The 26,499-nt window shown below is 50.7% G+C and carries 23 protein-coding genes; 1 reads left to right on the top strand and 22 read right to left on the bottom strand.

Features of this window, described 5'->3' with window-relative positions; translation table 11 throughout:
* Positions 1-303 precede the first annotated feature (303 nt).
* Positions 304-1,332 (top strand): DUF1848 domain-containing protein, encoded by a 1,029-nt coding sequence (locus tag G5B42_RS01215; RefSeq protein WP_181338625.1) that lies wholly within the window; start codon positions 304-306, stop codon positions 1,330-1,332.
* Between the two features lie 10 nt (positions 1,333-1,342).
* On the opposite strand, the gene G5B42_RS01210 is transcribed toward G5B42_RS01215, so the two are convergent.
* From G5B42_RS01210 to G5B42_RS01110, 22 genes are all read right to left on the bottom strand, one after another.
* The gene (locus G5B42_RS01210; RefSeq protein ID WP_181338624.1) at positions 1,343-2,212 is read right to left on the bottom strand and encodes a class II fructose-bisphosphate aldolase; all 870 of its coding nucleotides are present in this window, start codon (positions 2,210-2,212) and stop codon (positions 1,343-1,345) included.
* 160 nt (positions 2,213-2,372) lie between these two features.
* Positions 2,373-3,884, bottom strand: coding sequence for an FGGY-family carbohydrate kinase (locus G5B42_RS01205; RefSeq protein ID WP_181338622.1), 1,512 nt, complete (start codon positions 3,882-3,884; stop codon positions 2,373-2,375).
* 32 nt (positions 3,885-3,916) lie between these two features.
* Complete coding sequence (locus G5B42_RS01200) at positions 3,917-4,573, bottom strand: class II aldolase/adducin family protein (RefSeq protein WP_181338621.1); 657 nt, start codon at positions 4,571-4,573, stop codon at positions 3,917-3,919.
* A 48-nt stretch (positions 4,574-4,621) separates the two neighbouring features.
* Positions 4,622-5,416, bottom strand: a complete 795-nt coding sequence (locus tag G5B42_RS01195; protein ID WP_181338620.1) for a triose-phosphate isomerase — start codon at positions 5,414-5,416, stop codon at positions 4,622-4,624.
* Positions 5,417-5,437: 21 nt separating this feature from the next.
* Entirely contained in the window at positions 5,438-6,928 is a 1,491-nt protein-coding gene (gene glpK, locus G5B42_RS01190) for a glycerol kinase GlpK (RefSeq protein ID WP_181338618.1), read from the bottom strand.
* A gap of 28 nt (positions 6,929-6,956) precedes the next feature.
* Positions 6,957-7,904, bottom strand: a complete 948-nt coding sequence (locus tag G5B42_RS01185) for a transketolase family protein (RefSeq protein ID WP_181338614.1) — start codon at positions 7,902-7,904, stop codon at positions 6,957-6,959.
* Entirely contained in the window at positions 7,904-8,743 is an 840-nt protein-coding gene (locus G5B42_RS01180) for a transketolase (protein ID WP_181338666.1), read from the bottom strand. The genes G5B42_RS01185 and G5B42_RS01180 overlap by 1 nt, the downstream gene beginning before the upstream one ends.
* 64 nt (positions 8,744-8,807) lie before the next feature.
* A complete protein-coding gene (locus G5B42_RS01175) occupies positions 8,808-10,358 on the bottom strand; it encodes an FGGY-family carbohydrate kinase (protein WP_181338612.1) in 1,551 nt (516 codons plus the stop codon).
* A 100-nt stretch (positions 10,359-10,458) separates the two neighbouring features.
* Complete coding sequence (locus G5B42_RS01170; protein ID WP_407926892.1) at positions 10,459-11,445, bottom strand: ABC transporter permease; 987 nt, start codon at positions 11,443-11,445, stop codon at positions 10,459-10,461.
* A gap of 30 nt (positions 11,446-11,475) precedes the next feature.
* On the bottom strand, positions 11,476-12,978 hold the full coding sequence (locus G5B42_RS12230) for a sugar ABC transporter ATP-binding protein (protein WP_181338610.1): 1,503 nt from the start codon (positions 12,976-12,978) through the stop codon (positions 11,476-11,478).
* Positions 12,979-13,049: 71 nt separating this feature from the next.
* Positions 13,050-14,024, bottom strand: a complete 975-nt coding sequence (locus tag G5B42_RS01160; protein ID WP_181338609.1) for a substrate-binding domain-containing protein — start codon at positions 14,022-14,024, stop codon at positions 13,050-13,052.
* A gap of 232 nt (positions 14,025-14,256) precedes the next feature.
* On the bottom strand, positions 14,257-15,756 hold the full coding sequence (locus tag G5B42_RS01155) for a sugar ABC transporter ATP-binding protein (RefSeq protein ID WP_181338608.1): 1,500 nt from the start codon (positions 15,754-15,756) through the stop codon (positions 14,257-14,259).
* Positions 15,757-15,773: 17 nt separating this feature from the next.
* Positions 15,774-16,565 carry a DeoR/GlpR family DNA-binding transcription regulator gene (locus tag G5B42_RS01150; RefSeq protein ID WP_181338607.1) on the bottom strand — a complete coding sequence of 264 codons (792 nt, stop codon included), beginning with the start codon at positions 16,563-16,565 and terminating at the stop codon, positions 15,774-15,776.
* Positions 16,566-16,686: 121 nt separating this feature from the next.
* Positions 16,687-17,994 carry an FGGY-family carbohydrate kinase gene (locus G5B42_RS01145; protein ID WP_331274005.1) on the bottom strand — a complete coding sequence of 436 codons (1,308 nt, stop codon included), beginning with the start codon at positions 17,992-17,994 and terminating at the stop codon, positions 16,687-16,689.
* Positions 17,966-18,235: an FGGY family carbohydrate kinase gene (locus tag G5B42_RS12225; protein ID WP_331274004.1), complete on the bottom strand. Its 270-nt coding sequence runs from the start codon at positions 18,233-18,235 to the stop codon at positions 17,966-17,968. The genes G5B42_RS01145 and G5B42_RS12225 overlap by 29 nt, the downstream gene beginning before the upstream one ends.
* Before the next feature lie 84 nt (positions 18,236-18,319).
* Entirely contained in the window at positions 18,320-19,147 is an 828-nt protein-coding gene (locus G5B42_RS01140; protein WP_181338606.1) for a transketolase, read from the bottom strand.
* Between the two features lie 18 nt (positions 19,148-19,165).
* Positions 19,166-20,104 (bottom strand): transketolase family protein, encoded by a 939-nt coding sequence (locus tag G5B42_RS01135; RefSeq protein WP_181338605.1) that lies wholly within the window; start codon positions 20,102-20,104, stop codon positions 19,166-19,168.
* Between the two features lie 54 nt (positions 20,105-20,158).
* Positions 20,159-21,034 (bottom strand): MurR/RpiR family transcriptional regulator, encoded by an 876-nt coding sequence (locus G5B42_RS01130; protein ID WP_181338604.1) that lies wholly within the window; start codon positions 21,032-21,034, stop codon positions 20,159-20,161.
* 313 nt (positions 21,035-21,347) lie between these two features.
* The gene (locus G5B42_RS01125) at positions 21,348-22,385 is read right to left on the bottom strand and encodes an NAD(P)-dependent alcohol dehydrogenase (protein WP_181338603.1); all 1,038 of its coding nucleotides are present in this window, start codon (positions 22,383-22,385) and stop codon (positions 21,348-21,350) included.
* Positions 22,386-22,522: 137 nt separating this feature from the next.
* Positions 22,523-23,479, bottom strand: coding sequence for a sugar ABC transporter substrate-binding protein (locus G5B42_RS01120; RefSeq protein WP_181338602.1), 957 nt, complete (start codon positions 23,477-23,479; stop codon positions 22,523-22,525).
* Between the two features lie 45 nt (positions 23,480-23,524).
* Entirely contained in the window at positions 23,525-24,475 is a 951-nt protein-coding gene (locus tag G5B42_RS01115) for an ABC transporter permease (protein WP_231133121.1), read from the bottom strand.
* 71 nt (positions 24,476-24,546) lie between these two features.
* Positions 24,547-26,037 carry a sugar ABC transporter ATP-binding protein gene (locus G5B42_RS01110; RefSeq protein ID WP_181338600.1) on the bottom strand — a complete coding sequence of 497 codons (1,491 nt, stop codon included), beginning with the start codon at positions 26,035-26,037 and terminating at the stop codon, positions 24,547-24,549.
* Positions 26,038-26,499 lie beyond the last annotated feature (462 nt).

Genomic DNA, 26,499 nt, shown 5'->3' with positions numbered 1-26,499 from the left:
AGCGTCGATTAACCTGTCCATCAATGTTTTTAATTTGATCTAAAAAAGCCCTTTTAAAGAAACGTTAGCCGGTTGTTTGAGGTAAAAAATTCGAGACGCCGGGGGCTATTTACACCCTTTTCCTCTTGGTTTCCTCCGATAAAGAGAGGAACAAGGGTATAACGTGGCAACGAATTAATCCGCAATTTTCCATCAACTGGTTCGGTGACGCCTTTGATTTAGGGAAAAGACCACGGGCCGTTATCAATTAATGCATCATCTAAGATGTAAGATGGAACTTTATTTGCCAAGGGGGTTAAGCTGATGCCTTTTCAAGGATGGGAAAGCGCCCAGGTGCAAACCAAAGACGGGATAAAGCCGGCCATCACGCCGGTGATCATCTCCGCCAGCCGGGCCACGGACATTCCAGCCTTTTATAGTGACTGGTTCCTGCGCAGGCTGGCGGCCGGTTATGTCAAGTGGGTTAACCCCTTCAACGGACAAGCTCAATATGTATCCTTTGCCAAAACACGGGTGATTGTCTTTTGGACCAAAAACGCAAAGCCCTTAATCAAATACCTTCCAGTCCTCGACCGGATGGGAATCAATTACTACTTTACCTTTACCGTCAACGACTACGAAGCGGAAGGGCTGGAACCGAACCTGCCCAGGCTTTCCGAAAGGATGCAAACCTTTCAACAACTGGCAAAAACCATCGGCAAGCAGAAAGTAATCTGGCGGTTTGACCCGTTAATCCTGAGCAAAACTTTAACCGTCGGGCAACTTCTCCGAAAAATAAAACGTGTCGGTGAAGCGCTGCATCCGTTCACAGAAAAACTGGTGATCAGTTTTGCCGACATTTCCATCTACCGACGGGTGCAGCGTAATCTTACGAAGGGCGGGTTTGCCGACTATTGCGAATTCGACCAGGCGCAAATGAAAGCAATCGCCGCCAGCCTCCAGAAAATCAACCGGGACTGGGGCCTCCAAATTGCGACCTGCAGTGAAGAAATTGATCTCTCGGCTTACGGGATCACGCATAATAAATGTATCGATGATCAATTGCTGATCCGGCTCTTCCCCCAGGACCAAGCCTTAATGAAATTTCTTGGGTATGAAGCGCCGCAGCCAAGCTTATTTTCCGGCGGAGAAACCGGCCGGCGGTCAAGCAATCTCAAAGACAAAGGGCAGCGCAGGTTCTGCGGTTGTATTGTCAGTAAGGATATCGGGCAGTACAACACCTGTATGCACCTTTGCAAATACTGCTACGCCAATTATTCGGAAAGCCTGGTGCGCAAGAACTATCAACAAAAAAGGGATGTCGAGGCGGAGAGCATTCTGCGGGACTTTTAAATTCAAAATCTTAAACACTATAGAAATCGCCGGCCTTGCCCGCACTCCCCAACAGCTCGATAAGGTGTTTTGTTTTTTCCTCAAAAAACTGCAGAGTATGCGCCACGATCTCGTGATAAGGGGGATATGGATCATCCTCCCCGATCTTCTTTTCCAATTCGCTCCAGGCATACCTTGCGACGCCGGAATAAAAATGGATGTTGCTGATCCCCGCCGCGACGATTTTTCCATACATACTCTCCGGAAGGCCGGAACCGCCATGCATGACCAGGGGGACATCCGTCAGGGAAGCAATCTTAGCCACCAGGTCGAGGTCAATTTCGGGCTTGCCTTGATATGGCCCATGGACATTGCCAAAGGAAATGGCCAGGGCATCCACGCCGGTTTTGGCGATAAAGTCCGGCACCAATTCCGGATCGGTCTTGTAACCCGCCGGCGCGGACGCCGGTTTTCTGAGCGCCGAACCCCCTACCTGTCCCAACTCGGCTTCAACACAAACATCAAAGGCATGGGCCAGTTCGGCAATTCTTTTGGTCTGCGCCACATTTTCAGCATACGGAAGGGAGGAGCCGTCAAACATCACCGAATTCACGCCCAGTTTGATCGCCTTGGCAATCTGTTCGTAACTTTTGCCGTGTTCCAGTTGGACCGCCACCGGAACCCGGGCCCGTTCGGCCATATTTAAGAGCATGGGAAAAGCGATCTCCAGTGGAATCCCGGCAAAGACTTCGGGCGCCACCCCGAGCGCAATGGGCGATTGCAAAGCTTCGGCCGCGCGGATCGCCCCGTAGGCCATCTCCAGATTTCCCCCCAAAACATGGCAAATGGCGTAACCGTTCCGCCACGCGACCCTTTGCAGATGCGACAGTTTAAAAAGCATCCGTACACCCCCGCCTTCTCAATTCCGCCGTTAGCCAATGAAGCACTACCCACTTCCCCCGGCCTTATCAGAAAAAGAACAATTGTAAAAAAGAATGAGCCGCTTGGCCGGGTAGAAAAAGCGCCCTCGAAAAGAGGGCCCTTTCCCTGCCGGCCGGGGCTTAGCCCGGCCGGATTTCTTTGTTTAACTGGAGCACAGCCGTGTATAACCGGCGGTAAACTTCGTATTGTTCCTCGTAAACACGATGTACCGCCGGATCGGGTTCGTAAATCCTTTCCACCTCAACCATCGTGTCCACCGCCTCCTCGAAGCTGCGGTAATAACCGCAACCGACGCCGGCTAAAATTCCTGCACCTAAGGGTGCGGCGTCTTTATTTTTCAAGATCTTGAACGGCCGTCCCGTAATATTTGTCTTGATGTTCAGCCAGACCGGTGATTTGGCGCCCCCGCCAACCGCAATTAATTCATTGATGCTGATCCCGGCTTGCTGCATCGTTTCAAGGTTTAAGCGCAGTTCGTAAGTGAGCCCTTCCAAAATGGCCTTGGCGATCTCACCCTTGGTTGTATTGAGCGTTAAGCCGAAGACCGTTCCTTTCGAGTCCAAGTCGCACGTGGGAGAACCGCTCCCTTTAAAATGGGGGATAAAATAAAGCTTCGTCGGCTGGGGCGGCATTTGCGCATTAATGAGATCATAGGCGCTCACCCCTTGCCTTTGGGCCTCCCGCTTTTCCTCCCCGCAAAACTGGTCGCGATACCACTGGTAGACCACCCCGCCCGTATGGTTTAAGGCGAAAGTGCAATACAGATCCGGTTTGGCATGAATATAACAGGGATAATAGGCTTTGAACATTTCCTCGGTGCGTAAAGGTTGGGAAAAGGCCGTAAATAACACCTCCGCCGTTCCGGATGAATCGACCCCAATCCCCTCTTTGATCACGCCGGCGCCAAGGGCGGCGCACGTTTGGTCGTGACCGCCGGCAACCAGGATCGGGTCGCCGCCTAAACCCAATTCTTCCTGGACCCTTGCATTCATTTTTCCAACGGCCGTCCCCGACGGAACAGGGCGGGACAATTTAGCCGCCGGGATCGCCAATTGGTCCAAGATCGGCCGTGACCAGTCTTTACGTAACAAATCAAATGCCATTGTCCGGGAGGCCATGGTCTGGTCGATGACCGGTTCGGCGCCCAACTTGCCCAAGAGAAAATCGGCATAAGTCATGAACTTCCAGGTTTTTCCAAAGATCTCCGGCCGTTCTTCTTTAACCCATAATATTTTCGTGAGCGAATTGATCGGGTGCGGCCGCATTCCCGTTAACGCAAATAACTCTTTATCCCCGAATATTTCTTGGCAGCGCCTCGCCTGCGGAAGCGAACGGTAATCCATCCCCAGCAAAGCGGGGAAGAGCGGTTTCATGTTTTGGTCGACGGGAATGACGGCATCGCCCTGCACGGAAAGGCTGAGGGCTTTGACTTCTTTAACCCCGCTGCGCTTTACCGCCGCACCGATGACCTCTTTCGCCAACTGCCAGACCAAAGCCGCATCTTGTTCGGCGTAACCGGGCTGGGGATAGCGAACGGGATACTCCTGCGCGGCTGCGCCCAAAACCGCCCCGTTTTCACTCAAGACGACCGCTTTGCAATTGGTGGTGCCAAGGTCAAAACCGATAAACATCCGGTCACTCCTTCATGCGTCCCAATTAATACTTAATGCTTACCACCCATCAATTCCTCGATCTTCTTGATCTGTTCCGCGCTCAAGGGTTTAAACCCACCCAACAATTTGGCGACGACCAGGGATTTCAAATAGGTCTCCAAGGTTTCCATCTTATAATAGGCATCCCAAATATCACCACCGACAGTAATGGCGCCGTGTTTGGCCAGGATAATGGCGTTCGCCGTCGGATACTTATCAAGGGCTTTATTAATCGCCACCGGGACCTCCTCCGTCGTCGGCAGAGCATATTCGGTCACGGCGATATGGTTAAAGGTAAACATCACCTCGGGGGCGGCAATTTCGTCCAGCGGGTATTCCGCGATGGCAAACCCGGTGGCCACCGGCGGATGAGAATGGACAATCGCTTTGATATCGGCGCGGCGTTTATACAACCCCAAATGCATCCGGTAGTCCCGGGCGGGCTTGGCGTATTCCTTAAGGGCCGCGATCACCTTACCCTCCAGGTCGATTTTGACCAGTTGATCCGGTTCTAAAACTCCTTTACACATGCCGGAGGGGGTAATCAGAACCTCATTCTCCGCAATGCGTATACTCATGTTGCCGCCGCCCCCCTCCAGGAGGCCTTTGGCATATAACCTTTTCCCAACTTCAACAATATCTTTCCGGTAACAACTCTCCGTCTTCACGCGTAATCATTCTCCTTTATGAACTTTATTTAAGTGTCATTACCGCCTTCATAAAAGCGTCAGCTCCGACTTCTTTTGAGCCACCGCAAGCACTTGTTTAATAATGGCGGCAAAACTATCCGCTTCCCAGGCGGCCCGCCCGATAAACAAGCCGTCGATCGCCGGTTGCTCCATGAGACCGGTCGCATTCTGACTGTTGACGCTCCCGCCGTACAAAACCGGTATTTCCTGGCCACAATCCGGGAAAAGCTCGGCCAAGGTTTCCTTAATGACCTGGTGTGAACGGTCGGCGTACTCCGGGGTGGCCGGTTTACCGGCAACCCCGATGGCCCAAACGGGTTCGTAAGCAATCCAAACGTGGCGGGCTTGTTCCCCGGTTACCCCGTAGAGCCCGATCTTTAGCTGTTCCCGTAAGCACTCGGTGGTGACCCGGTATTCTTTGTCCACCGCGGTCTCACCGATGCAAAGGAGCGGGGTAAACCCGTAACGCAGCGCCGCTAAAACTTTCCGGTTCGCATCAAAATTGGTCTCGCCGAACTTGTGCCGGCGTTCCGAATGGCCGATCTCGATCAAATCAACGCCAATTGCTTTCAGCATCTTGGGGGAAATTTCCCCCGTGTACTCTCCCGCATCCTCCCAGTACATGTTCTGGGCGCCGATCTTGATCGCGCCTTCCGCAGCCTTGACCGCCTCCGCCAGGGCGGTGAAGGAGGGAATCACGAACAGTTCCAGTTCGGGACAGCGGAAAGCAGCAACTTTTTCTTTGAGCTCTTTTAAATAGCTCACGGTCTCCTGATTGTTTTTGTACATTTTTAAGTTAGTTCCCATATAGATCCGTTTCATTGCTCGTCATTCTTTCTAATCTTAATTCCTACTTAACGCTCTTTGTACCGCCTCTTTCCACTGGCGGATCAATTCAGCCCGTTCGCCTTCACCCATCTGCGGCTTGAACCTTTTCTCTTCTTGCCAGGCCGCGGCGATCTCCCCGGTATCCCGCCACAAACCAACAGCCAGACCGGCCAGATAAACCGCGCCCAAAGCCGACACCTCGCGGAGCGCGGGTCTCGACACCTCAACGTTTAACAAATCGGCTTGAAACTGCATGAGAAATTCATTGGCCGCGGCCGCACCATCCGCGCGCAGAAAATCAAGCTTGATGCCGCTTTTTTGCATCAGTTCAACCGCATCGAAAACTTGATAGGCAATTGACTCGAGGCCGGCACGGATGAGATGCGCCCGGGTGGTGCTTCTGGTCAAGCCGCAGATTAACCCGCGAGCATCCATATCCCAGTACGGAGCTCCTAACCCGACGAAAGCCGGTACCAAAAAAACCCCGTCATTACCGGAAAGACTCCGGGCAATCTCGGCACTCTTGGTCACATCATCCAGAATCCCCAGTCCATCCCGTAACCACTGCATGGTCGCGCCGGTTATATTGATCACACCTTCTAAAGCATAGGCGGGTTTGTTCCCCAAGCCCCAGGCCAGCGTAGCGACCAACCCTTCCGGCGGGGAAACAGGCTCTTCTCCAACGAACATCAGTAATGATGTTCCCGTGCCGTAAGTCGCTTTGGCCATGCCCGGCCGGAAACAAGCCTCCCCAAACAAAGCCGCCTGGGAATCGCCGATCACCCCGGCGATCGGTACCCCGGCTGGCAGTTGCCCGACCGCCACGGTTGTCCCGTACTGATAGGAAGAAGGATAAACCTCGGGCAATGCCGCCGGAGGAATCCCCAGGATGGCCAATAACTCCTGGTCCCACCGGCATTCATAAATATTGTAGTAAAGGGTACGGGAAGCGTTGGAGTAGTCGGTCGCAAAGACTTTCCCACCGGTCAGGTTCCACAACAACCAGGAATCGATCGTCCCGATACAAACCTGACCTTTAGCCGCTTTTTCCCTTAAGCCACGGTCCTGATCCAGCAGCCATTTTACTTTGGTGCCGGAAAAATAGGGATCAATTTTTAAACCGGTCTTGCGCCGGAATAGATCGTTATACCCCTTTTCAAGCAGATCTTTGCAAATATCCACCGACCGGCGGCATTGCCAAACGACCGCCGGTGCCAGAGGCTTTCCGGTGGTTTTATCCCACACCACGATGGTCTCCCGCTGGTTGGTCAAGGCCAACGCTTTGACGCGCCGAACATCAATACCGGACAAAACCTGGCCAATCAAAGCAACCATCCCGGTCCAGATCTCTTCCGGATCATGCTCGACCCAGCCCGGTTTGGGATAATGCTGCGTTATTTCCTGGTAAGCCCGGCCCCAAATCCGGCAAGTTTTATCCAACAAAAGCACCTTGCTCCCGGTGGTCCCTTGATCCAAAACAAGAATTAAATCGGTACTCGCGCCCACCACGTTCCCCCCTTTACCTTTTCATCCTCTAAAACCGGGGCGCTTGTTTGCGGCGGAACAATTTTTTGGCCCTTTCCACCAAACCCGCCGCATCTAAACGGTAGTGGCGGAAAAGCTCTTCCTGACTGCCGGTGACCAACGGTTCATCCGGGAATCCGGCCACACTCAAAGGAACCGGGCAGGACTCACCCAGGAACTGGGCAACCCGGCTCCCCAACCCGCCGTAAATACTATGTTCTTCCACCGTCAGAATGGCGCCTGTTTCTTTCGCCGCAGTCAAGAGGATCTCGGTATCCAGCGGTTTCAATGTGTTAAGCGCCACCACCCGGCAGGAGATGCCCTCTTTCCGCAGGAGATGGCCGGCATCCAGCGCGGACCGGACCAACTCCCCAGCGGCCACAATTGTCAAATCAAAACCGGAGAGGAGCTCAGTACCCTTCCCAATCGCTGGCCGGTAATCATCTTCGTAAACCCGGGGTGCCGTTTCCCGCCCCAGACGCATGTAAACCGGGCCGGGATAGTCGACCAGTTCCTGGGTGAGCAAGGCTGTTTCCCGGTTATCGGCCGGAAGAAGAACCGTCATCCCGGGGATCGCCTGCATGACTGCCAAATCCTGTAAGGAATGGTGGGTTCCGCCCAACGCGCCATAGCTGACCCCGCCACTGATCCCGATTAAACGGACATTTGCCCCGGAATAGGCCACATCGGTTTTGACCTGTTCAATACTGCGCATCGAAAGAAAACACGCGGGCGAACAGACAAAGGGAATCTTGCCGCACTTCGCCAGCCCGGCGGCAATGCCCACCAAATTCTGTTCGGCGATTCCCACTTCCACAAACTGATCCGGTAAGGTGGCCGCAAACTCATTCAAAGTGGCACTTCCCCGCGAATCGCTGGCCAACGCAAAAATACGCCGGTCGTTTTTGGCTAACGCCAACAAAGTCTCGGTAAAGACGCGACGGTTTGGACGATCCATTACCTATCATCCTCCAATCCCTGTCGGCCGGGGCCTGCCAGTTCCCGCATGGCCCGTTCGTATTCTTCACTGGTGGGTACCCGGTGGTGCCAGTGGTAATCATTCTCAATAAAGGAAATCCCTTTCCCCTTTACGGTTCGGGCGATCACTAAAGAAGGACGCCCGGTGCTAAAAGGAACTAGGTTCAGGTGCTGCCTGATTTGTTGCAGATCGTGCCCGTCGATCGCCCGGACCGCCCAGCCAAAAGCCTCCCACTTGGCGGCCAAAGGTTGGGTGTTCATGACCTGCTTCGTCGGGCCGCTGATCTGTAGACCGTTGCAATCAATAAGGCAGACTAGATTATCCAACCCGTAATGGGCGGCCGCCATGGCCGCCTCCCAAATTGAGCCTTCGGCCAGTTCCCCATCGCCCAAGAGACAGTAAACCCGGTACGGTAGTTGGTCCCGTTTGCCGGCCAAAGCCATCCCGACGGCAACCGATAGCCCGTGCCCCAAAGAGCCGGTGGCAATCTCCACCCCGGGGATCTCCGGATGGGGATGTCCCATCAACCGGCTTTGGTACTTCATGAAACTGGTCAGTTCTTCCCGGGGGAAGTAACCCCGGTCGGCCAGAATCACGTAATACCCTTCACAACTATGGCCTTTGCTTAAAATAAACCGATCCCGCATGGGCCAATCCGGCTCCTCCGGGCGGTAATTCATAATATCGTAAAACAACACCACCAGCAAATCCACCGCCGAAAGCGCCCCGCCGATATGCCCGGCTCCAGCCCGGTAAATCATGCGCAAAACTTCACGTCTGGTCGCTAAGGCCTTTTGCGCCAATTCCGAAAGGGTCATTTTCCTGTCTTGCACTCCACATCACCTTTAGCATCCTTTTTTCTGCAAGGTAGCCGTCCACGCCTCAGCTAAAATATTTCTTCCGTAATTTGGTTAGTTCTTTAAAATCCTCTTTCAAGTGTTGATACAGTTTTAAATATAAAGCGAAAAACTCCATGTAACGCTCGTGGTTTTCCGGGAGCGGCTCCATTTCTTCAATATACTCCGCTTTTTCCTTGGCAATGGCATAATCCGGAAAGATCCCCGTCGCCACCCCGGCCAGAATCGCATCGCCATAAGGCGCGCCAGCCCGTTGTTTGACAAGGACGGTCGGGAGATCGAACACATCGGTAATAATCCGGCGCCAAAGTCTGCTTTTGGCGCCGCCTTCATTAAGAACAATTGGATAATTAATCTTCTTCCCTTTCGCTTTGATGATCATATACGAATGGTAGAGGGCGTAAGCCACCGACTCCATCATCGCCCTGATGAGATGGGCCTTGCTATGTGAAAGCGACAGCCCAAAAACCACTCCCCGCGCATCGACATCCCACAAAGGAGTCCGTTCGCCCATGAGATATGGTAAAACGATCAGCGCCTCGCTGCCCGGCGGAATTCGTTCCGCCTCAAGATTGAGGTAATCATAGGCATTGAGCGACGGGGTCAGTTTTTCCATCGCCTTTTCCAAAGCGGAAAAATTGTCCCGCAGATACCGCATCAATTGCCCGCCGGTGGTGGTCGTCGGAATCGTCACATATGTATGCTCCGGTTCGACCGTATACGGACAAACAATCATCGTATCGATAAAATCGGTATCACGGTGGATTACGCCAAAATTACCGCAGGTCCCCAAGTTCATCTGCATGTCGCCTTCCTGGATCGCGCCCCCGCCGACCCAGCCGGCACAGGCATCCGCCTGTCCGGCCGCCACCGGAATACCAGGAACCAAGCCGGTTTCCTCCGCGGCCTTTGCGGTGACCGTCCCGATGATCGCCGCGCACGGATAATTATCCGGCAGCAGCGCCGGGTCAATGCCGATCTCCGCCAATAAATCATGATCAAACCTTTTGTGCACAATGTCATAGGCCACGCCGTAAAACGAAGCGTTCGAATAATTGGTCGTGGCTTGCGCCGTCAATTTCAACCGGATAAAGCCGTCAATTGTCAGGGCTTTATAAATTCTGCGGTACGACTCCGGCCGGTTGTTCTTTTCCCACAAAAGATTGACGATGGAGGGGTGGTCTTCCAACCGGTTGCCCGTCAGGGCAAAGATCCGGTCGGCACCGATTTTCTCTTGCAACCACTCGACTTCTTTCGTGGCCCGGCGATCCATCAGGTTGTAGGCCAGATTGATGGGTTGATGGTTTTGATCGACCATTACCAGACAAGGCAGCGCCGAAGAGGTGCCAATCCCAAGGATCTCCTTGGGCGAAATGCACGCTTTTTGGAGGCACTCCTTAACCAGCTCGCAGGTAAGTGTCCAGTAGAGCACGGGGTCGTGTTCGGACCAGCCCGGTTTATTGATAATGATTGGATATTCGCGAAAGGCATACGCAAGAATGTTTAATTCGGTATCGGTGATACAAGCTTTGGCGCCACCGGTCCCGTAATCGATCCCCAACAAATAACCGCCCATCACCGCATCTCCCTTCTCGCCAACCTTGGATCGGAAACCGCAGAATAATTAATTAATTATAATTACCTCTCCTTGTGCCTCTACCCAACCGAGGCCCCAACTACTTGGCAAAGATTTTCTTAATGAACGCCAGTGGACTGTTCTCCTTATTATTGCGGAGAATATCGATGATCACGGCCAAAATCACCACGATCCCGATAATGACCCGCTCCCAGTAGGAGGAAATATTAAGTAGAACAATCCCGTTGGTCAGCACACCCATTAAAATCGCGCCCACCATCGTTCCCAAGATGGTTCCCTCGCCACCGGACAGCGAGGTCCCGCCAATAATTGCCGCGGTCACGGACGGCATCACCCAAGTTTGCCCTGTCGTCGGTTGCCCGCCTGCCATCCGGCTGGCATAAAGCATCCCGGACAAAGCCGCCAAAAATCCGGAGATGGCATAGACGCTGATTTTAATCTTGGGGACTTTAATCCCGACCAAATTGGCCGCCGCTTCATTGCCGCCGATCGCATAGACATAACGCCCGAACGGCGTATTCTTAAGAACATACGCCACGACCAAAGCGACCAGAATCATGATGATCACCGGCACCGGGACCACGCCAACCATGCCTTGCCCCAACCACATGAATTTTTTGGGCAGCCCCAAAACCGGGTAACCCTTCGTCAACACCAAAATCAAACCGTAATAAACCTCCCCCGTCCCCAGGGTGGCAATGAACGGGTTCAAACCGATTTTAGCAATTAATAAACCATTAAGCAGCCCGCAAAACAACCCGAACAGGCCGGCCAGGAAGGCGCAAAGATAAGGGTCGATCCCCGTCGCGGTCATCATCATCGTCCCGACAATCGCACTTAACCCGGCAATCGCCCCGACGGAAAGATCAATCCCCCCGCTGATCAAGACCAAAGTTTGGCCCAACGCGAGAATGGCCGTAAATGAGACCTGACGAATCACCATTCCCAAGTTAAAGGCAGTTAAAAAACTGGGTGTGGCCAGCGTCAAACCCAGACACATAATGAGCAGGGCCAGAATAATTCCGCTTTCCCTAAATTTTAGCTTCTTCCATATTTGCTCGGTCATCTTCGACAAAGTCATTCCTCCTCTGCTTTTTTAGCTTAAGGCGATGCGCATAATCTCTTCTTGGGTGGTCTCAGTTCCCTTAACTTCCCCTTTTAAACGACCTTCATGCATGATCAAGATCCGGTCCGCATAGTCAATCACTTCTTGCAATTCCGAAGAGATCAGGACCACCGCATAATCCAGTGCCACCATCTCTTGTAACAATTGAAAGATCTCCGCTTTCGCCCCGACATCGATCCCGCGGGTGGGTTCATCCAAAATTAAAATCTTACAACCGGTCAGCATCCAACGGGCCAGAATTACTTTCTGTTGATTACCCCCGCTCAAATTCTTCACCAGTTGCCGGGGATGGGGCGTTTTGATCTTTAATTCCTCAATGTATTTATTGACATCAACAAGCTCTTGCCGTTGATTAATCCGTCCCCACTTTTTATATTTCTTCAACGTTGACATGGTCATGTTCTGGCTGACCGGGAGGACAGGGAATAATCCCAACTTACGCCGTTCTTCCGGCAGGAAACCAACCCCGTTTCTTATGCTTTTCGCCGGCGTAGGGTGTTTGATTTCTTTCTGGCCGATCTTGATTGTTCCTTCATCGGGTTGCGTTTCGCCAAAGATACACCGGACCAGTTCCGTCCGGCCGGCCCCGACCAACCCAGCGATACCTAATATTTCTCCCGGGTATAACCGAAAACTGATTCCGCTAAACTCACCCCGCCTGGCCAAATTTTCCACTTCAAGGACCGGCGTTTTCGCTTCATCAAACCTCCGGGCGGTGCGTTTTGCTTTTTTGATCTCCCGGCCCACCATGTAGCGGACCATCTCGTCGGTAGTAGTCTGTTTGGGATTAAGTTCCGTGATATAACAACCGTCGCGTAAAACCGTAATCCGGTGTGCAATCCGTAGTATTTCTTCCAACCGGTGGGAAATGTAAAAGACTGACCCTTTGTTTTCGATAAAACTATTAATGATCTTAAAGAGTCCTTCTGTTTCTTTCTGTGTTAAACTGGCGGTCGGTTCATCATAGATCAGAACCCGGGCGCCAAAGGCCAGCGCTCTGGCAATTTGAACAATCTGCTGTTGCGCCACGCTCAATTCCGCCGTTGTTCTTTTTATATCGATAATCTCCCCGACCGTTTCCAAAATGGCGGCCGCATCCTTGCGCATTTTATTCCAATCGATCAGGCCAAACCTTTTCCTCGGCTCCACGCCCAACAAAATGTTTTCCGCCACCGTCAACTGGGGAACCAGGTTAAGTTCCTGGGGAACAATCCCGATGCCCAAACGTTGCGCAGCAATTGGACTGTCAATGACCACCCGCCGGCCGTTCCAGTATATTTCGCCGGCATCCGGTTGGAGTAAACCGAAGATTATTTTCATCAAGGTGCTTTTCCCCGCCCCGTTTTCGCCAATTACCGCATGGACCTCGCCTTCGCGCAAGGAAAGACTAACTTCTTTTAGCGCCTGGACCCCCGGAAAATGTTTGGAGATTTTCTTTACCTCAAGCACAGTCTTGGTATTAATTGTCTTCACTTCCTTCCCCTGCACCCTTTTAATACCATTCTACCGGCGAAATCGCCGGTAGAATGGTGTTGTGCTAAAACCTATTTAAGATCGGCTTTGGTCATGATCCGGGAGCCGGTCGGGTGTTCCTTCGGAATGGTGTGTCCTTCGTTCAGCGCGACCAGGTATTTTACGCTCCAGTACCCTTGCTCCCATTGTCTTTGCACTTTAACGGCGTCAATAACGCCTTCTCTCATGAACTGCACTGTTTCATCCAGGTCATCCATACCGACGATGCAGATTTTCCCGGCTTTGCCCGCATCTTTAACCGCCCGGGCAATCCCAATCGGGTTGGAAGCATTGCAGCCGAAGAAACCTTTGATATTGGGATAGGCCTGCAAAATACTCTCGGCAATTTCAACCGCTTTATCCAACACGTCGTTGTCGGCTCTTTGCGCTACAACTTTAATGTCGGGGTATTTTGCCATCGCTGCCAGGAAACCTTTCGTCCGCCCTACGTGGTTCGGGGCAGTCGGCGTCCCAGTCAACACCGCGACTTCACCCTTATAACCGATCTTTTTCGCCAAATATTCCCCTAACTCAAAACCGTCTTCGTAGTCCTTGTTATGACCGACATAAGCCAAACGTAAGCTTTCGGGAGAATCGTTATCAAAGGTTATTACGTTAATGCCGGCTTTGACCGCTTCGTTAATGACCTGGGCGTTGGTCGGGGGATCGACGCAGGCAATGGCGATTCCATCCGGGCGCCGGGCCATATGGGATTCAAACTTGCTGATCTGGGTCGAAATATCGGGAACCGGCGGCGCATCCCACGTAACGTTGATCTTGATCCCTTGCTTCTCAAATTCTCTGATGGCGTAATTCACACCGTCTTTGACCTCTTCATACCAGGGGTGAACGGTCTTCGGGATGAATACAAAATTGAGGGTTTTCTTGATCGGTTTAATCAACGAAGCTTGATAAGGATTACCATCGATTTTAACATAAGCACCTACGGTAGCGGTTACGAGCAGCACCAACAGTAACGTGAGACCAATTAGATTTTTTTTCGTCAATTCATTTCCCTCCTTAAAATATGTACTGCTTTTGGATCAATTTGAACAGTTTGATCATCGACCACCCCCTTCAAATTAAAGATTTTCGACAACGTCGTTTCTTAATTGTAAAATTACGACACATTGTGCACGAATTCCTTCTAAAAAATAAAAAAAGTTTCGTCTGTGATTTTTGTTATCACAAACGAAACCTGATCTTTGTTTTTTCTGTTACCTGTGTCTGGTTAATTGCTTATTGCGTCATATAATCAAGCAACTTTTGCTGCGATAAATCCGGTGTGTTAACCAGGTCGGCCACGATTTTCCCTTTGTTGAGCACGATAATCCGGTCACTCATCCCCAACAACTCATTTAAATCGGAAGAGATCAGTAAAATCGCCGCCCCCTCCAAGACCAGCGTATTAAGAATGTTATAAATATCGATCTTCGAAGCGAGATCGACCCCTTTGGTGGGCTCGTCCAGGATAAAGATCCGGCTGTTTTTGTAGAGCCAGCGGGCCAAAAGCAGCTTTTGTTTCATCCCGCCGCTCAGATTGCAAGCTTTGGTTTCCGAACCGGTTTTGGTGATGCCCAGCTCAAGTTTGTAAAACTCGGCAATTCTCTCTTCCCGGTGCCGGCTCAGGAAAAGGCCATTCCATAACCGCGCCAAATTGGAGATGGTGATATTCTCTTTTATGTTCAATAAAGGAAAGATCCCTTCCTGTTCCCGGTCTTCGGTAATAAAACAAATGCCCGCCTTAATGGCATCCCGGGCATTATTGAAGGTTATCCGGTAACCGTCTAAGTAAATCGCCCCCGACGAAACTTTGCCCAGCCCGTACAAGATCCGGGCCAAATTGGTCCGGCCGGAACCGGCGCTCCCCGTCAAGCCAAGAATCTCTCCCCGGTGCAGCGAAAAAGAGATCTGATCTAAAATATCGTCGCTGACTAGATTTTCCACCTGCAAAATCTCGGCGCCCCGTTGGACGCGCAATTTCGGGTAACGCTCCTTATAATCCGCGCCGGCGATATAGGTTAACAACCGGTTGTACTGTATCTCTTTGACCGGAAAAGTACCGATATGAGCCCCGTCCTTTAGAACCGAAACCTGATCCCCCAAGGCAAAGACTTCCTCCGGTAGACTGGTGAAATAAACAATGGTGACTCCTCTTTGTTGCAACTCCTTGATTAAATTATAAAGTAGTTCAGCCTCGGTTCGGTTTAACGAGGTGGACGGCTCATCCAGGATTAAAACCCGCGGGTTCTGGTGATAAGCCCGTAAGATTTCAATCAACCGCTTTTGGGCCAACCCCAGTTTATGGACGGGTTGATGGGCATTGATCTTGACCGGTAACAGCGATAATAATTTGTTCGCCTCTTCATATAATTGCTTGTGATTGATCCGGAATCGCCCCAACCACGAACTTTCCCGGGGTTCCTGGTTGAGGAACAAATTCTCGGCCACGTTCATCTGCTCAATGAGAATACAATCCTGGTGGATCATGTAAATTCCATACGCCCGAGCATCGGCCGGTTCCCGAAACCTGACTTTTTCCCCATCCATGATTAAATCGCCGTGATCCGGTTGATAAACGCCGCCCATGATCTGGGCTAAGGTGGATTTCCCGGCGCCGTTTTCCCCGGTTATGACATGAATCGTTCCGGGGGCAATACTGATATTGATCCCCCGCAGAACCAGATCCTCCCCTAACCTTTTCGTGATATTCACCAGTTCCAGTTTTGGGCCAACCACTACCATCACATCCTTGGTTATGATTCGATTTCGATGGTTGTATAAACCCCAATACAGTTCTCAAAAAAGTAGTTTTTATACTCCGCCGGGATCCGGCTGTTGGTAATGACTTTATTAAAATACTTTAAGTCACCGATAGAGGTAAGGGCAATTTTGTCAAACTTGCTGTAGTCAGCCACCAAAACCATTTCATCCGAGTTAAACTTGATCGTCTTAATTATGTCAATCACGGCAAAATCATTCAAAGTATATCCCCGGTCCAGGTTTATCCCGTCCACTGTAACAAAACTAATATTGGTGTGCAAATGTTTTAAACAATCCTGCGCGATTGGACCAACCAGGCAGTTTCGCCCATAATTGACCTCGCCGCCGACAGCAATCACCTTGATGGTCGGCGATTTTTGCAATAAAGAAATAACGTACAAATTATTGGTGACAATCGTTAGGTTCCTTTTCTGGACAAGGTTCGCGGCAATTTGGTAACAGGTTGTTCCCGGTCCGAGAAAAATGATCTGATAGTCCTGCACTAAGTTGGCGGCGATCTTCCCGATCTGCTCCTTTTCGGCCAAATAAGGATCATCGTCCAGATTAAAGCCGGGCATCTCGCTTTTGGGGCTTTCATCAACTAACTCTTGTAAGACAGCTCCCCCATAGGTCTTGACAATATAACCCTCTTCTTCCAATTTAAGCAAGTCCCGGCGGATGGTCACCTCCGAGACCGCCAATAGTTTGCTGAGAGTTGCGACATCAATTCGCTTTTTTTCCCTAATGATTCTTTTTATCTTTGCCAACCGTTCCGCCGCGTACATTAGATTCCCTCCTGGAACCTATTATAACATGGGAGATTAATTTTTTGCTAATATTGTGGTGACCACCCTCAAATGTTGTACCTTCTTGAACAGATTGTTCAAGAAAAATCACGACAAACATTCATCCCACGGCTTTTCTTAGCTCGGCAAGGGCTTTCATGTTGTTCGCCAGCACCGGGTAGAGGTTTTTATATTGGGCGAAATATTGGGAGTAAAGTTGGTAATTTCGTTCGTTCGGCTCAGAACGGTCATCAAAACTTACCCATTCCTTGATGACGGAATAATCCTTCAAGAGACCCGTGCCCACACCGGCCAGCAAAGCGTCCCCCAACGGTGCTTCGATATTTCTGCTCGGACTGACGATCGTCAACCCGGTAACATCGGCAAAGATCTGTTTCCATAGTTTCGACTTCGTCACCCCGCCGACGAGGACGCATTGATCACCGGATTTGACCCCGGCGTCACTGGTCTCCATAATATGACGCAAGGAATAAGCCACCGCTTCCAAGATTGCCCGGTAAACATGGGCTTTCGTATGGGACAGAGTCAGACCAAAGATCGTCCCCTGCGCATTCGTGTCCCAAATCGGACTGCGTTCGCCCATAAAATAAGGAAGGACAAGCAGCCCTTCGCTGCCCGGCTTAATTTCCGCCGCCAAGTCGTCAAGGGCGGCATAGGCGCTCTTCGCCCCTTGTTTCTCCTTTTCTTTTTCCAACTCCGCAAAGTTATCCCGGAACCAACGGGGCAAAGCGCCGGCTGTCGAAGCGCCGCCATAAGTATAATTCTTCGTCAACGGATCTTTGATATAAGGCATGGTCACCAAGGTGCGGTTGGTCGGGAACTGCTCGTGGACGACCCCCCAATTGATCGAGGTTCCGATTACGGCCACGTGTTGGTTGGGCTCAAGCACACCCGCACTGAGCGTCGCCACAATGCAATCAATTCCGCCGCCCAGGACCGGCAGGCCGGTTGGGAGCCCCAATTCTTCACTGAACATCCGGTTCAGGCCGCCGATTACCGTTCTGGCGTCGACAATCCGCGCCGGCATCATCGTCTTGGGAATACCCAAATCCTTCATTAATTCCTCCGACCAGTTCCGGGTCTTCAGATCAAAGATCCCGCCCAGATTTCCGGCGGAGGAATAATCGATCGCCACCTCGCCGGTCAGCTTATAAATCACATAAGCATTGGGCGGTAAAAACAGTTTAATCCGTGCCCAGTTTTGCGGTTCGTGTTTTTTGATCCACAGGATCTTCGTAAAACCAAAGTAAGGGTCAAAGCCATTACCTGTGATCCGGAACAACCGGTCCAAGCCGATCTGCACTTCCACCCAGCGGCTCTCTTCGGTCGCCCGGCGATCCATCCAAATTATACAGGGGCGGACCGGATCCATGTTTTCGTCACAGGGTACCCCGGTTCCGCCGTACAAGCCACTGATGGCAATCCCCCCCCACCTCGGCAGGATTGACTTTTGCCTCCGCCAAAACAGCTTTGATCGTCTTTACCGTAGCATCAACCCAGACATCAGGCCATTGTTCAGCCCATAAAGCTTGGGGCGTCAAGACCTGATACTCCACCAACGAAGAGGCCATTACTTTGCCGTTAAGATCGACCATCACTGACTTGGTGCCCGAGGTACCGATATCGGTCCCGATTAAATATTTCCCCACGATCGTCCTCCTCCTTTTCCGCTGCAATTGGGCAGAGCAGCCGGCAAGAACAGCCGGCATCCCAAGCTGCCTGACCGCATCTATTCACAAAAGCTCCACCAGGGCCTTTTGGTACTCTTCGTCGTTGGGCGGGGTCCCGTGAAATTTGATCTGGTTTTCCATAAAGGAAACCCCTTTCCCTTTCACGGTCCGGCAAAGGATCGCCGTCGGCTGACCGGCCCATTGTTCAGCCTGGTTAAGCGCATCCAGGATCTGCGGGAAACTGTGTCCGTCAATTTCGACCACATGCCAGTTGAACGAGCGCCATTTGGCCGCCATTGGTTCCATGGACATCTCCTGGGCCGTCGGGCCATCGTTTTGTAAGCCGTTCAGATCAATCAAGGCCGTTATTTTGTCCAGCCGGTGATGGGCGGCGGTTTTGGCCGCCTCCCAGATCTGCCCCTCGTTGGTCTCCCCGTCCCCGATGACGACAAAGACCCGGAAATCTTGGCCTTTAATGCGACCCCCGAACGCCATGCCACAAGCCACGGACAAGCCGATCCCCAGGGAACCGGAGGACATGTCAACACCGGGGGTTTTTTTCAGGTCGGGATGCCCCTGGAGGATTCCGTTGACGCAACGGAATGAAGTGGTCAAATATTCTTTGGGGAAGTAACCCAAGTCGGCAAGGACGGCATACAGAGCCGGAGCGCAATGTCCCTTGGACAGAATAAAACGGTCTCTCCCTTCCCACCCTGGGTCGGCCGGGTCAATCCGCATTACCTTATAATACAGAGCAACCAGCATTTCGACGATGGAGAAAGAGCCACCCAAATGCCCCGATTGTCGCCGGTAAACCATCTCCAGAATATCCCGCCTAATCTGTCTGGCTTTAGTTTGGAGCTGCTGGATTTCCAATCCGTTGTTTGCCATCTTTCCCCCTCCCTTCGTTTACATAGACTTCCGCAACATAACCTTTTGCGCGGCAGAAACGATCCGGGAAACCGTCAGGCCATACTTTTGAAAAAGGTCTTCCGCCTCCCCGGATTCGCCGAATTGGTCGTCAAGCGCCACCTGTTCGACGGGAACCGGACACTTCCTGACCAACAGCTCGGCAACGGCCCCGCCCAAGCCCCCGATCCGGGTGTGGTCTTCAACCGTAACCAAGCATCCGGTTTCCTCCGCCGCTTGCAAGAGAATCGCTTCATCCAGGGGTTTCAGGCAATGCATATTGATGACCCGGGCCTTTAGATTCACCTTTCTTAACTCCTCCGCCGCTTGCAAAGCTTTGGCCACCATCGTCCCGCAGGCGACAATCGAGACATCATTCCCGTTCGTCAGCAAGTCGGCCTGGCCGATGATGAACGCTTTTTCCTCCCGATAGACGACTTCGGCCTCATCCCGGCCCAACCGCAAATAAACAGGTCCCTTATGTTCAAGGGCGGCTTTTAACGCGGTCTTTGTTTCGCACGCATCAGCCGCGACCAGAACCGTAAAATTGGGTAAAGTTCTCATGATTGCAAGGTCTTCGATGGCCTGATGGGTGGCGCCATCCGGACCGACCCCGATTCCGCCATGGGTGGCGACGATCTTAACGTTAAGGTTGGGATAGGCGATGGCATTCCGGATCTGTTCAAACGGTTTCTCCACCGCAAACATGGCAAAAGCGGCGGCAACCGGAATTAATCCGGTCGTCGCCAGCCCGGCGGCCACCCCGATCATATCCGCCTCGCTGACTCCAACTGTGATAAACCGGTCCGGAAAGGTTTGCTTAAAATCCGTGATCCGCAAAGATTTTGCTAAATCCGGGGTAACAACAACCATCGCCGGATACTCCTGACCGAGTATTAACAAACTTTCTCTGAGGGCGTCGCGAAATGAGCGTTTCATGCCAAGTTGTAACCTCCAAATAAAGTTTTTTATAAAAACCTGCTCCGTTTAAGCTCAAAGCTTATTGAATTTAATGACCTCCGTTGTTATTTTTAGATTTTTCTCGTATTGTTGTCGTTTTTTTGCCAACAAGCCCAAATACAAACTTTCTAAAATTGCTTGCTCCGCCACCCGCCGGGCAATAATCTCTTTCCCAAGGGTCGTGTCGACCGTAGCCGTAAAAATCGTAATGTCACTGACTTTCGTTAAGGGTGACTTCTCATATTTGGTAATGCTGATGGTCGTGGCTTTCCGTTCCTTGGCCAGCCGCATCGCTTCCACAATGGTCCGGCTGCGCCCAGAATGGGAGACCGCAAACGCCACATCACCAGGTTCAAGCAAACTCGCCATGGTCAGTTGCAGATCCGGATCGCTGTGGACTTGACTGTTAATGCCCAAACGCTTGAATTTGATGTCGGCAAAATAACAAGGGATTATGGCGTCACCCATCCCGAAAAAGATGACGCGGGAGGCGGTTAATAATGCATTTAAAGCTTCCTCACAGTTCTGTGCATTAAGCGCCAGCGTGTCTTGTAACGTTTGAATATTAATCAGGAACACCTTCTCCATGATCTCCGCAAAGCTATCATCCAGACTCACTTCCTGACTGGTCACGTCGGGCTGTTTAACACTTAGTTCTTTCGTAAGATGAAGTTTTAGTTCAGAAAAACCTTCCAACCCCAATTTTTGGCAAAACCTCAAGACCGATGCTTGACTGCTTCCAGCGGCTTCGGCAAACTCGGCTAAGGTCAATCCCAAAACCAAATCCGGTTTTTCCAAAAGGAAGACGGCAACCTTCTTCTCGGCTTTTGTCAAGGAGGGAAGAAGAAACCGCGTCTTCACGAAAGTACCGTGCGGGTTTTTGATCTCCCGATCCGATAAAACGGTCATCAACGATCACCCCGTTAAAGAAGTTCGCCTTGCTTTGGAGAAAACCTCCAATTTTATAAAAAATTTTTTGGAGCTATATTGAACATAACATTAGCATTTTACCTTTTATACCTCGATTTTTCGGAATATTCGATTGTGTTTACCTCCATGTTTACTCCAATTTTTTAATCTCATTTTTGAAGTATCTTTTCGTCATTAGCGGAAGATCGTAAAGAACCCCCACAAAGTCAAAAAGCAAACCAAAAAGCCTACCTTTCCCAAGGTAGGCTTATCAAGTTTAAAAAGCTCCTTTCTAATCCCGAATCACTTTATTTTATTTGTTCATATCAATAACTACTTTCACGGTCTTTTCTTTGTTTACAATGTTGTATTCCAACGCTTTTTTAATCTCCGAAAAACCAAACACGTCCGTCACAATCTGTTTGACATCGATCATCTTCTCGCCCACTGCTTTAATCGCCGCCGGATAGATGTTCCGGTACCGGAAAACGGTGTTCAAGACGGCTTCTTTCGCCTGTAACTTGCCAAAGTCATACTCAATTACCGGATTGGCCGCCATCCCGACCAGGATGATGCGGCCGCCTCTTTTTACCAAATCAACCGTCTGTTGCGTCGTGATTTTACTGCCGGCCGCATCAATAACAATATCGACTCCTTTGTTATCCGTCAGCTTCATAATTTCTTCCACGACTTTGCTTTCCCGGGCGTTGATACATTTTTTCGCCCCGATCTCTTCCGCCTTTTTCAATCTGAGGTCGATTATATCTGTAATATAGACCTCGCGCAGGCCTCTTGCCAATAAGGACATTAAAATGACCAGACCGATACAGCCCGCACCTAAAATAACAGCACTTTCACCGATCTGCGCATTGGCCTGGTTGGCCGTATGAAAACCGACCGCCAGCGGTTCAATCAATGCCCCTTCCATCGTGTCCATCTCCGGCGGCAGTTTGAAACACATATCTTCGGGGTAGGCAATATATTCAACAAAAGCGCCATCATACGGTGGCGTTGCCAAAAACTCAACATCCGGGCATAAATTATACCGGCCGGTTTTACAGAATTCACATTTACCGCAGGTTATTCCCGGTTCCAAAGCCACCAGGTCACCTTTTCGCAATGTCTTCACATTTTTACCCGTTTCGACCACTCTTCCGGCGGCTTCATGACCTAAAACAATCGGTTTTTCAACAACAAAATTACCGATGCGCCCGTATTCATAATAGTGCAAGTCCGACCCGCAAACACCGACATGCTCGATTTTGACTAATACTTCGTTCTCTTTGATCTGTGGCATTTCCCGTTCAACAATCGAGAGTTTCCCCGGTTCCGTCATCAAGGCTGCTTTCATCTTTCCGAACCTCCTCCTCGTCGTTTTTCTCTCAAACTTTTAAAACATACTATATGCGGTCAACAGGATGACCGCATATAGTATGTTGTTTGGTTTTGGGCGCTACCAGCTTGGCACTGGTTTAGGCTGATCTAGGCTTATAGATTCCCTGCCCGTTTGTGCATGGCAATATATTGATCAACATTATCTTTGGTAATGACCGGATTGCCGATATCGGTATGGATCTCGATCACCTGGCCCCTGAGTAACAGATCCGAAGCCCAGAGAATTCTTTCGGCCAGTTCATAGGCGTTTTGCAGGGTGGTCGCGGTCATTCTGCCCTCTTTGATCAGCAAGCAGGCTTCTGCGGTACCGTCGACGCCATAGGCCAGTATTTTCTTGTTGACCGGATCGTCCTTCACCACTTCCAAAGCACCGGCGGCCATGTTGTCGTTCATAGAGATAATGGCGTCAATTTTCCCGTGGGCCTGTACCCAGTCCTCCATATACCGCATGGCTTCTTCTTTGTTCCAGTTGGCAATCTGCTCGCCGACAATCTTTACATCCCGACGTTTCTTAAAGAACTCTTCTTCCCAAGCTTTCCGGCGCGCAATCGAATGGAAGTTTCCGGCCGGCCCGTTCAAGACCACCACTTTCGCGTTCCTGGGCACTTGTTTCAAAGCTAACTGGGCAACCACCGCCGCCTGCATATACGGATCGGCATCCACGGAAGACCCGCCTTCAATACCTTCAATCCGGGCATTGGTCGTGATCAGATGAATTCCGGCTTGGACAACCTTCTCCGCATATGGACGTTGGGCTTCGCCATCGTGCGGTTGAACGATGATGAGATCATACCCGCTGACAATTGCGTTCTCAATCAAAGCATTTTCCTTGGCGCTGTCGGCTTGTCCGTCAAAGACCCGTACGGTGATGTGGTCATACTTCTTTGCTTCTTCCAGGATCGAGTTGGCCAGCCATGCTGCGAACGAATCCGCCTGCGCTCTGGCGATATAAGCGACTCTGAAATTCTCCTTGGCCAAAGTGCTGCTCACGTTCACTAACAGTCCAACCATCAACAGAAGCACTAGAAGTAGCCGTAAACCTTTTTTCATCCATAATTCCTCCTTTGTTTTTTATTAAAATGGCCGGTGGCCATTTTAAGCCGCTTCCTCAATAGACCCCAGTTTACGCTTGACCCTCATTTTCTTGGCATACATGTCGTAAATTACGGCCAGAGCGATAATGGCGCCACGAATAATCTGTTGGAGATAGGCATTTAAACCGACCAAATTCATGATATTGTTGAGAATCCCGACTATAAACGCGCCGATGATCGTTCCCCAGGCCGTACCGATGCCCCCGGAAAAACTGGTTCCCCCAATGATGGACGCGGTCAGCGCTTCAAACTCAAAACCCACCGCACCGTTGGGCAAGCCGGCATTCACCCGCGACATGAAAATCACCCCGGCCAGCCCGACAAAAAGGCCGTTGATAATATACGCTTTCATCTTTACTCGCTTCACATTGATCCCGGAAGCAATGGCCGCTTCTTCATTCCCGCCAATGGCGTATATGGACCGCCCCAACCGGGTGTGATTCAAGAGGTACCAGGTGACGATCGCAATCAGCACCAGGAAGATAATCGGCGTCGGAACTCCCCCGATTGATCCCTGGCCAAACACGATATAATTGCCAATTTGGTAGATATTTTGACCATTGGTATAAAGGAGGGCGGCCCCCCGCGCCATGGTCATCATCGCCAGCGTCGCAATAAACGGCGGGGTATCAAACTTAGTTACCATGAGACCGTTCAAGATATTGCACAAGACCGCAATCGCGATCGCCAGCAAGAAAGCCAGGAATAAATCACCTGTTGTTTTATACAACGAGACGGAAAGCAGCCCGGCTAAAGCCAGTACCGAACCGCAGGAAAGGTCCAACATGCCGCAGATAATCAAGATTGTTTCCCCGAAGGCTAAAATGGTCGTGATTGAAATCTGCCGGGAAATATTGGTCAAGTTTCTGATCGACAAGAAGTTTTCATTGAGCAGTGAGGAAATAACAAACAGAACAACCAAGACCAGTAAAATACCGTATTTCTGCCTCATTTTTCTAAAATCGACCCTTAAATTTAAACCTCTCATCTTTTCATCTTCCTTTTCATCGAGTTATTCAGTAACTATTCGCCCACCGCCAGTTTCATAATGGCCTCCTGCGAAAACTCCGGCCGCTGCAGTTCTCCCCGGATTGTGCCTTCCGCCAGCACATAGATGCGGTCGCACACCCCAATCAACTCCGCCAGTTCGGAGGAGACCATCAAAATTGCTTTACCTTGTCCGGCCAATAAAGTCATTAGCTTATATATTTCATACTTGGCCCCCACATCAATCCCGCGGGTTGGTTCATCCAGGAGCAGGATATCAGGATTATTCATCATCCATTTGGCCAGGACAACTTTTTGCTGGTTACCGCCGCTTAAAGCGCTGATCTCTTTTTCAATGGTCGGGGTCTTGACATTCATTTCCCGGCACTTTTGGGTGACCGCTTCTCTTTCTTGTTTCCGGTGGCACCGCCCTTTATAGATAAACCTCTCCAGACTGGCCACCGTGATATTTTCGCGGACACTCCGAACCGGAATAATCCCGTAGCGCCGCCGGTCTTCCGAGAGCATGACCATTCCCCGCTCGATGCTGTCTTTGGGGTTACGAATTTTCACCGCTTGCTTCTTGATCCTAATCTGGCCCCGGTCATAGGGATCGAGCCCAAAAAGGCTCCGTAAAATTTCCGTCCGGCCGGCCCCGACCAAACCGGCAAACCCTACAATCTCCCCGGCGCGGATATGAAAATTAACATTTTGGAAGACTCCGTAGCGGGTAAAGTTCTCGACCTCTAAAATCTCCTCCCCGATGCCAACATTTTCTTTGGGGAAGTTCTCCGACAGTTTTCTGCCGACCATCAACGAAATGACCGTGTCTTTATCCAGTTGGTCTTTGGGCTTGGAATCGATCACCTTCCCGTCCCGCATAATGGTGATCTCATCGGCGATTTCAAAGATTTCATCCATTTTATGGGAAATATAAATAATACTTTTCCCGAGTTGTTTAAGGGAGTTTATCTTTTTAAACAGAACAGCCGTTTCTTTATCGCTGATCGCCGAAGTGGGCTCATCCATAATGATGAGGTCTGCATTGTCGGATATGGCCTTGGCGATCTCCAGGAGCTGGATGTCGGAGATGGACAAGTCCTTTAATTTAGTGTTTAAATCATAAGGCAAGTTTTCTTCCGCCAGCAGCCTCCGGGCGCGGCTCCGGATCTCCCGCCAATTCACTTTACCGTATCTGTTCGTTGGCCACTTGCCGGAAAAGAAATTTTCTTCAACCGTCATCTCCGGAATAAAGTTCAGCTCTTGATTGATCATTGAGATCCCAAGGTTCCGGGCTTGAACCGGGCTGTTGATCGCCACCGCCTTGCCGTCAATCAAGATCTGCCCCGCATCCGGTTGCAGAATACCATTGATGATCTTCATCAATGTGGACTTTCCCGCCCCGTTCTCCCCGCATAAGACATGGACTTTACCCTTTTCAATCGTTAAATTGACTTTGTCCAGCGCCTTGACGCCAGGAAAAGATTTTTCTATATTACAAACCTGTAATTTGATGTTACTGCTCATCGGTCTCCAAACTCTGCTCCTTTCCGGTTTGGCTTTCCCGCGCTCCCTTTCTTACTATGAATAATAAACCGAAGTCTGGTCTCAATAAATAACACCAATTAATGAAGTACTGTCCTTTTTTGCTTATAGGCACACTTGTTTATATTTTCTGTAAATTTTCTTTACAATTTTTTAAGGTTTAGATGTTTTATTTTAATCATTTCGCATCCCATTATTAATCTTGGTGTATAATAAAGTTTACAAATTAAATAAAAAAAGCCATCCGGTTCCGGATGGCGAATCAGGTCAAATAAAATACGAAACCGGCCTGGGCCTTTCCAAGCTTACAGCACAAGGCCATAAAACGCGGGACGCCGAAAGGTCAAAGAGGCTTGGTCGCCGGAAAAAAGGCGCATCTTCTCCAGAAAGAACCTCTTGGCGTCCGTTCTCCAGTTCCTCTACAATTATTTTAGAATAATGTTG

Source organism: Capillibacterium thermochitinicola (assembly GCF_013664685.1).
Classification (GTDB): Bacteria; Bacillota; UBA4882; order UBA10575; family UBA10575; genus Capillibacterium; species Capillibacterium thermochitinicola.
Note: the sequence above shows the minus strand (reverse complement) of the source record. Positions and strands in the feature narration are given on the sequence as shown.

Coding starts and splice junctions, on each gene's coding strand:
- G5B42_RS01205 (WP_181338622.1), bottom strand. CDS start 3,884: ATGTTTATCGGTTTTGACCTTGGCACCACCAATTGCAAAGCGGTCGTC.
- G5B42_RS01110 (WP_181338600.1), bottom strand. CDS start 26,037: ATGAGCAGTAACATCAAATTACAGGTTTGTAATATAGAAAAATCTTTT.
- G5B42_RS01120 (WP_181338602.1), bottom strand. CDS start 23,479: ATGAAAAAAGGTTTACGGCTACTTCTAGTGCTTCTGTTGATGGTTGGA.
- G5B42_RS01135 (WP_181338605.1), bottom strand. CDS start 20,104: ATGAAACGCTCATTTCGCGACGCCCTCAGAGAAAGTTTGTTAATACTC.
- G5B42_RS01150 (WP_181338607.1), bottom strand. CDS start 16,565: ATGTACGCGGCGGAACGGTTGGCAAAGATAAAAAGAATCATTAGGGAA.
- G5B42_RS01125 (WP_181338603.1), bottom strand. CDS start 22,385: ATGAAAGCAGCCTTGATGACGGAACCGGGGAAACTCTCGATTGTTGAA.
- G5B42_RS01180 (WP_181338666.1), bottom strand. CDS start 8,743: ATGACCCTTTCGGAATTGGCGCAAAAGGCCTTAGCGACCAGACGTGAA.
- G5B42_RS01115 (WP_231133121.1), bottom strand. CDS start 24,475: ATGAGGCAGAAATACGGTATTTTACTGGTCTTGGTTGTTCTGTTTGTT.
- G5B42_RS01130 (WP_181338604.1), bottom strand. CDS start 21,034: ATGACCGTTTTATCGGATCGGGAGATCAAAAACCCGCACGGTACTTTC.
- G5B42_RS01185 (WP_181338614.1), bottom strand. CDS start 7,904: ATGGATCGTCCAAACCGTCGCGTCTTTACCGAGACTTTGTTGGCGTTA.
- G5B42_RS01215 (WP_181338625.1), top strand. CDS start 304: ATGCCTTTTCAAGGATGGGAAAGCGCCCAGGTGCAAACCAAAGACGGG.
- G5B42_RS01170 (WP_407926892.1), bottom strand. CDS start 11,445: ATGACCGAGCAAATATGGAAGAAGCTAAAATTTAGGGAAAGCGGAATT.
- G5B42_RS01140 (WP_181338606.1), bottom strand. CDS start 19,147: ATGGCAAACAACGGATTGGAAATCCAGCAGCTCCAAACTAAAGCCAGA.
- G5B42_RS01175 (WP_181338612.1), bottom strand. CDS start 10,358: ATGGGCGGTTATTTGTTGGGGATCGATTACGGGACCGGTGGCGCCAAA.
- G5B42_RS01195 (WP_181338620.1), bottom strand. CDS start 5,416: ATGAAACGGATCTATATGGGAACTAACTTAAAAATGTACAAAAACAAT.
- G5B42_RS01210 (WP_181338624.1), bottom strand. CDS start 2,212: ATGCTTTTTAAACTGTCGCATCTGCAAAGGGTCGCGTGGCGGAACGGT.